This window comes from Plectonema radiosum NIES-515 (genome assembly GCF_025753815.1).
GTDB lineage: Bacteria > Cyanobacteriota > Cyanobacteriia > Cyanobacteriales > Nostocaceae > Hassallia > Hassallia radiosum_A.
Window position 1 is genome coordinate 1 of sequence record NZ_JAOWRF010000267.1, and the last position, 6,887, is coordinate 6,887.

The 6,887-nt window shown below is 40.4% G+C and carries 8 protein-coding genes; 6 read left to right on the forward strand and 2 right to left on the reverse strand.

The window, feature by feature from the left end:
* Positions 1 to 29: 29 nt before the first annotated feature.
* Positions 30 to 836: a hypothetical protein gene (locus tag OGM63_RS18785; protein ID WP_263747179.1), complete on the reverse strand. Its 807-nt coding sequence runs from the start codon at positions 834 to 836 to the stop codon at positions 30 to 32.
* Positions 837 to 955: 119 nt separating this feature from the next.
* Positions 956 to 1,207, reverse strand: coding sequence for a hypothetical protein (locus tag OGM63_RS18790; protein ID WP_263747180.1), 252 nt, complete (start codon positions 1,205 to 1,207; stop codon positions 956 to 958).
* Between the two features lie 384 nt (positions 1,208 to 1,591).
* On the opposite strand from OGM63_RS18790, the gene OGM63_RS18795 reads away from it, so the two are divergent.
* The 6 genes from OGM63_RS18795 to OGM63_RS18820 form a co-directional block, all read left to right on the forward strand.
* Positions 1,592 to 1,942 carry a helix-turn-helix domain-containing protein gene (locus OGM63_RS18795; RefSeq protein ID WP_263747181.1) on the forward strand — a complete coding sequence of 117 codons (351 nt, stop codon included), beginning with the start codon at positions 1,592 to 1,594 and terminating at the stop codon, positions 1,940 to 1,942.
* Between the two features lie 209 nt (positions 1,943 to 2,151).
* Positions 2,152 to 2,619, forward strand: a complete 468-nt coding sequence (locus OGM63_RS18800) for a DUF6876 family protein (protein WP_263747182.1) — start codon at positions 2,152 to 2,154, stop codon at positions 2,617 to 2,619.
* A 221-nt stretch (positions 2,620 to 2,840) separates the two neighbouring features.
* Positions 2,841 to 5,093 carry a hypothetical protein gene (locus OGM63_RS18805; RefSeq protein ID WP_263747183.1) on the forward strand — a complete coding sequence of 751 codons (2,253 nt, stop codon included), beginning with the start codon at positions 2,841 to 2,843 and terminating at the stop codon, positions 5,091 to 5,093.
* Between the two features lie 207 nt (positions 5,094 to 5,300).
* Positions 5,301 to 5,468 carry a hypothetical protein gene (locus OGM63_RS18810; protein ID WP_263747184.1) on the forward strand — a complete coding sequence of 56 codons (168 nt, stop codon included), beginning with the start codon at positions 5,301 to 5,303 and terminating at the stop codon, positions 5,466 to 5,468.
* Positions 5,417 to 6,358: a WD40 repeat domain-containing protein gene (locus OGM63_RS18815; RefSeq protein ID WP_263747185.1), complete on the forward strand. Its 942-nt coding sequence runs from the start codon at positions 5,417 to 5,419 to the stop codon at positions 6,356 to 6,358. The genes OGM63_RS18810 and OGM63_RS18815 overlap by 52 nt, the downstream gene beginning before the upstream one ends.
* 28 nt (positions 6,359 to 6,386) lie before the next feature.
* Positions 6,387 to 6,887: WD40 repeat domain-containing protein (locus OGM63_RS18820; RefSeq protein ID WP_375340498.1), on the forward strand; the 501-nt coding region annotated here is incomplete at its 3' end.

A 6,887-nucleotide genomic window follows, 5' to 3' on the forward strand; every position in this document is an offset into this window, starting at 1 on the left:
AAGTACCACGAAGGAAATCTTGCATATCCTTAACAGGACTGCTTGAAGCCTACACTGTACCCGCAAGGGTCAGTGTAGGAGATGTCACTAAGAGACTGTTGAGCTTCTGGTTGTATTTGGTGCGGTTTGAGCAGGTGTTTTATCTCCATACCTTGGGAAACTGTGTGGTCAAGCAATACCCATAAATCGCCCTCCCGCTTGGATATGATTATTCCGCTATGTCCATTCCAAGCTGTATTCTCTTCCTTAACGACAATTCGCATTCCAGGAACTAATTCAGGTGTGGGTAATGGCAAGAGCGGGGGAGTGGAAGAGTGGGGGAGCGGGGGAATATGATTCGACTTGCCCCCTTCTCCTTGTCTCCCTCTCTCCCCCTCGTCTTTAACCTGTGCGGCAGTCTTTTTGCCCGATCGCACAAGTTCTTTAACTAAATCGTGGCTGACTTTGGTTAGCTGTCGTAATGCGGAAACGCTCCAATTTTGGACGTTTTGACGGATTAATTTTTGCGATGGGCAAAGCCCGGTCTTCGACCATCGCGCAGGTAATTTATCGAACCAAGCGCTAATTTCCATCGCTGAGGAGGCAATATAGCGTGATGCACCAAAATCTGGTGAGGCAAGCCATTCGGAAAATACTTTCTTTCCGTTTGGGCAAAACGCGAGACAGTCGAAGTAAAAATCTTGGAGCGATCGCCCTATTTCTAGAAGACCATCAAAAGTCTGGCGAACGAAGCCCAGGAAGTTTGATAGTGTTGCTTGGGCTTTTTGTTCTAGCTCTGGTTTGGAAAAGTTGCTGTAGTCAAATGAGTAGCTGACTGGAAGCTCGATACAAGGCATAATAGAGATAACTCCTGAAATCAGTGAGAACCATGCCCTCCGGTTAGATTGCGAGTCGATGCGGGGGGTTTTGGTTTTGAGGAAATTTACTTTAGTATAATTATACGCTAATTCCGTATTTATTTCTCATCGATAAAATCAGATAAATCGTTTTGTTTGACAAGTTCTCGAATTTGAAGAATTGTATCCTCCTTTTTTAAAGTTATCAGAACATAATCTGGACGGTTGGAAAATTCTGCTCCCCAGCCCTCGACAGTGCGTTCCGACAATCCCATAGCCTTTGCGAGAAACCTTACACAAACTTTGTAATAACCACGTTCTCCAGGTTGTGGTGATTTGATCCATTTTCGGCAAAATTCAAGCGGTTCCAATTTTAGTTTCCTGAGTTCATCGCCTCCATAATGCACAATTGTCTGGTTTTCTTAAAGGCTTCTCAAATAATAAATACGTGATTTGCGTAGGCTTATAAAAACCTATCACGTCACTAGTAGCTATCTGTTGAAGGCGATCGCCCGTTCTGCCAAGAAAAGATGCAATAGCTTTGGCGTAGCCTGTCCTCTTGGGACTTAGCGCTGCCGCCTACGGCAGATCGCTTTCTATTTATATTTTATTTTACTACAAGTTAGATTTGTAGATTAAATAAATTACCAAAGTATTTAAACAATTTAAAATTAACTATGTGTAATTTAGAATTGGCTTTATGGAATAAGCAGATGCCAGTACATTAGAGGTGTTGAATTTATGTGCCTTAAACTTTGATTAGGTGGAGACTTAAAGAAATAATGGCTAGGTATAGCATCAAGGGTGTAGACCTAGCTCTTCGGCTGGACATTAGCACAAATGCAATGTCTAATTTGAGGAACTCTAAAACGATGCCACGGTTGGATGGGGTGGCATTAGATTTGTTATGCAATGCTTTAAATGAGTTGGCACAAGATTTGGATAAAGCGATCGCACCAGCAGATTTACTCGATTACTCGCCAAGTCCAGTTAATCCAACAGATGCAGTCACTGTGTTTAGTTTAATTAAGCGTCGTCGCAAAAAAAGAGAACAGGATATTGGTAAAGGGCAGACTGGGGATAATGATGTTGCCAATGCTTCGTAAATATCTGGGCTGCTTTTGAGGGATGAAAGGTGCGATAAATCTTTGGCGTTAAGCTACCCTGCGGGAACGGTTTCACCAAACGCTAACCCTATGTTTATCCCTCATAATCGTTTTATTGGAGCGATCGCAAATTCTCCACAAAAGTATCGCTTTAGGAGAATTTTCAGTAAGAGCGTCCTCAAAATTGCTACAGGCATAATAGATTACTGATGGCTAACGCCAATCATGTGGGTGCTGATAATAAATATCAGCAGTTCTATTTTAAGGCTTACGCCTTTGAAAGTGTGAAGTCTGTAAAATCTAGAGATTCACAAATGAAAACACCACACCAAATAAAAGCTGTACTCAACCAATTTACTGGTTCAACAGTTCTCTACAAACATTGGCTTGGCTTGAAATACACCGAAGGCGTTAAATATCTGGCAGATGAAACAAACTGCTACTGGCTAATAGATGCAATTTTCTCACATCAAACAAAAAAATTGCTCTCCAATCCAAACTTGCGAGAATTTCAAATTTGGCATTTACGAGTTGATCATAATTCTGGTGTTTTGATTTGTGAGTGGGATACAAATCAAGAAGTATTACGACAGAAAATCGAATATACGGATTTTCCACTAAGTCACATCAAGCTTTATTTGATAGAAACAGTTCTCATGCTGCCCAACGAATATTAAACCGCATCAAAGTTGTCAATCTCACGCTGCAAAAGAAGGCTTAGAGGTTGGTATATGTGGAAGCTGTCCGATGAGAATGAGTGAAGTTGGAAGTTGCTATGTTAACTTGTTGGGTGTCAACCGAGTTTATCAAAAATATAAATCTGGAGCCTACCCAAAACTTAGTAACAATGAAATTGAAATTCTCAGAAGATATCGTTATCCCATCAGAATTGGTTCTTATGGCGACCCAACAGCAATACCATTTGATGAAAGGAATTGCTCTGGAAAATGAGTGTATTTCAATTCCAGATGCAGAAGCGGGAAAATTTATTCGGGATATTTCCTGTGCTGCGGTAGAAATGTTAAAAGCCGAAAATCAGAGTTTTTATCAAATTAAGTATCCGGAGAATTTGCGATCGCATATCGTCGAACTTGCACAATTATGTCCTCCTACGAATCGAGAGCAAAATCAAAACTATACAATTCCAGAATTAGGTATTAAAAATTTATTAGAAAAAATAGGTAACTTTTACCACGATGTTGTAGGAACTTTGGGAGGACAATTACAAATCGAAGTTGATCGAGGTAAAAGTGCAAATCGCTCCAATCCAGAAATTGTTAATGCTTGCAATACTATTATTAAAAGCTTTGATGTCGCTCCTTGGGTTGAAGAAAGAAAATTGGGGGATGTGTATACGAAAAGGGAAATAAACATCAAAGGTCACGGTGCGATCGATATGATGGCAAGGATGACCAACAATGCTTTTGCTGAAAGTGCAATAACAGCGCGTTCGACTCAACAATTTCAGGATTTATTCAAGGGAGTCGAGTTTTCACCCACTCAAAAAGCGAGTGCGGTTCAAATTAAGAAAATATATGATTCGTTAATTCATCGAGCGGTTACGATTAGTCGAGAAGTCGAACAATCTCCAGGTTTGAAAATCATCGCGACTAGTCCTCAAGGTCAGCAAATAGAGATTATTGGTTTAGCGGAGAAAAAGCATCCCAATCTTTTCGATGACCGAAAACTCGATATTACGGTTGTTAAGAATAAAAGTCCCTACAAACAAAGTCAGAATAAATGGATTACGATACTCCCAAAGGGAGTGGCTATCGCCATCGGTCCCGTATTTGATGCAGATGGAAAGCCAAAATTACAAAGTAATGGTCAGCAGCAAACTAAGCATTTAGGGTATATTTCTGAAGCTTGTTTACAGCAATTTCAAGGTAGTCTAAAGCAATTTTCCCAGTTCAGAAACCTGACAAAAGAAGCTATACCAGGATTTGCTCCCAGTCAAGTTAAAGCAGCTTTTACACAAGTAAGGGAGTATGCGATCGCAATCCGAGAAAGTATCCCCGATTTAGAAAAAGAAGCAGTTGCAGCAGCGATGTGGCAAGTTTCCACAGCAAGTAAAGAAGATGCAGAACGGGGTTTTAAGAAAACATCGGCTGTTTTTGCCATATTTGGAGAGGAATTAGTAGGAAGACTTGGTAAATTACAATTTACCGAATTTGCAGTCGTAGGAACTCACAAAACCAGTAACGAGCATTTGGGACGTAAATGGGTGGGAGAAAAAGTTGAGTGTCACATAGAACAATTACCTGACCCTGCAAATCCAACACATAATAAACGTTGGTTGGTGGCTGAAAATAATAAATTGGGAGTATTTCGCAGCGAATCAGCACAGTTGCCCATCGGTACATCTTTTACCGCAAAAATTACTTCTCCACCCAGTGCATCGGTAATTATTACCAGTACCCAAGGAAATAAATTAAAAGTGGGACAAATGAAAAAGTATGCATTTGCAGAACGGGAATGGAATGGGGAAGATGGGGTAATTACAATTAAAATTGCTGGAAGTAGTAAAGCCTTTATACCTATCGCTTTCGTTGATGATAAACCATTAGGTGTAGTTGATAAGGAATCTTTTAAATTATTGAGTGAAAGGTTAAATGTAAGAAGTATTAAAATTGATGGATTTAAGTTTCAAGGAGTATTAGAATCAGCACCAGCGACTATCGCCAATATTAAAGTTGATCCGGAAACGATTCGATATCCTCAAGTTTGGACTAGGGAAGAAGCTTTGGTTAGGGAGAAAAAAATTAAGGCTAATGAGAAAGTAAGCGTTCGCACCGAAATACCCACCACAGATACAACTAAAACCGAACCAGTTAAACGGGAGGAATGGGAAAAAAAGATGTTAAAGCTTGCTTTTGCATGTTTGAAAAAGAATCCTGCCAATGCTGGTGAGGAGATGCAAACAGCGACTTTTGGGGATGGGAAATATCGGGTTATTTATCATACACCGTCGGAGATGCTACGGATAGTTGATGAGAAGAGCGATCGCGGGACTTTGTATAAGGTGCAGAGGGGGAAAGCTATTCAAGTTTGTGGGTTTACAGAAGATGAGAAGCCAAATTTTGAGCAGTCAAAAGTAGAATTATACAAGCATCTTGGAAAGTCCGCACCAAAAGGTTTGCTATTAGAATAGATCACCTTTAGTTTCATCTGACAATTTTGTAGCATATTTATCAATTGAATGCGTAGCGTAAAGATATATGAAAAAATTTTAAATTAAATACTGAATTCCGAAATTATTTCTGTGCTATTTGTAGATACTAAGTAGTCAATTTTACGCCCAGAGCAACTTCAAAGTTAAACAACGCAGTAACTCAAAACACCAAGGAAAAAAGATATTATGCCCCAGAGCTTCGCGCAATGGAACGTTGGAGATGTCATTTTAGACTTGTATAAAGTTACCGATGTACTGGGGGAAGGTGGTTTTGGTAAGGTTTACAAGGTGCGACACAGTGCTTGGAATATCGACCTAGCAGTAAAAGTACCCAAGCCGGCGACAAAACCCTGAAGCTTTGGGAAGTAACAACAGGGACTTGTCTACGTACTTTTGAAGGACATGAAGGTTACGTAAATTCAGTCTGTTTGAGTGCAGATAATTGTTTTGCTCTCTCTGGAAGTGGGGACAGAACCCTAAAGCTTTGGGAAGTGGCAACTGGAATTTGTTTGCGTACCTTTGAAGGGCATGAAGGTTTTGTAACCTCAGTATGCTTAAGTGCAGATGGTCGTTTCGCTCTCTCCGGAAGTGCGGAAAGAATACGTAGGGCAGGGGGAGAAGGCAACACCCTAAAGTTGTGGGACGTAGCCACAGGTAATTGTTTACGTACCTTTGAAGGACATAAAAGTTGGGTGGACTCAGTATGCTTGAGCGCCAACTTATATTTTGCCCTTTCTGGAAGTGCAGATGGTACCGTCAAGCTATGGGAATTATCCACGCAGCGTTGTCTACGTACTTTTGAAGGAAAAAAAGGTTCGAGAACCTCAGTATATTTAAATGCTGGTAACTACTTTGCCATCTTTGCAAGCAATGGCGATAATCCGGAACGATGGTCGATAGGGCACTTAAATAATTTTTTTAGAGCGCCCTTCAAGTTGTCGCAAGTAATAACAACTGAAGCTGCTCTCTTAAGCAATAAAGTTTATGAACAAGAATTACAACAAGCGCAGATAGCTTTGAAGCAAGGTAACGGGAGCAGCAGCTTCAAAGCATATTCAGGAAGCGCGATCGCAACCAGGATACAACCAAAGAATGGAAGCTGTAAATACTTGGACAAGTTTGTATGTTCGCTTACCTCGCAAAGAATTAAAAGGATTTTGTGGAAGCACATTTATTTTCTTCGGCACAAAAAGTTCAAACACTCGTGTACCACTAAGGCAAAGGGAGGTAGCACCGGGATATAATATACTAAGCACTGAATTTGAATATGGTATGACTTCAGCCTGTTTCAGTGCAGATAGCCGCTTGGTTATTTTGGGAAGCAGTGATGGCACTCTTAAGCTGGTAGATATAGCAACGTTAAAACAAAAACATCTACCTACTGTATCATTAGATGCTTTTAGAAAAAATGCAGATATAGAAGAGTTAAAAAAGAATCTTCTTGGTAATCCAATAAGTATTTTTAGAGGACATACAGATGGTGTAACTTCAGTATGTTTAAGTGCTGATAATCGTTTCGCTCTTTCTGGAAGTGCGGACAGTACTCTAAAACTTTGGGATGTAGTTACAGAGATTTGTCTGCGTACTTTTGAAGGACATGCGGATGGTGTAACTTCAGTTTGTTTAAGTGCTGATAGTCGTTTCGTCCTGCTATCTAAATCATGGACATCCGTAGACATTCAATCTTTAGTTGACGTTTCAACGGGTGGAGTCGGCTCCAGAACCCTTAACGCCCAGACACGGTTTAGCCATCCGCGTTTAAAACGACTGCCT

Coding starts and splice junctions, on each gene's coding strand:
- OGM63_RS18785 (WP_263747179.1), bottom strand. CDS start 836: ATGCCTTGTATCGAGCTTCCAGTCAGCTACTCATTTGACTACAGCAAC.
- OGM63_RS18800 (WP_263747182.1), top strand. CDS start 2,152: ATGGCTAACGCCAATCATGTGGGTGCTGATAATAAATATCAGCAGTTC.
- OGM63_RS18805 (WP_263747183.1), top strand. CDS start 2,841: ATGGCGACCCAACAGCAATACCATTTGATGAAAGGAATTGCTCTGGAA.
- OGM63_RS18810 (WP_263747184.1), top strand. CDS start 5,301: ATGCCCCAGAGCTTCGCGCAATGGAACGTTGGAGATGTCATTTTAGAC.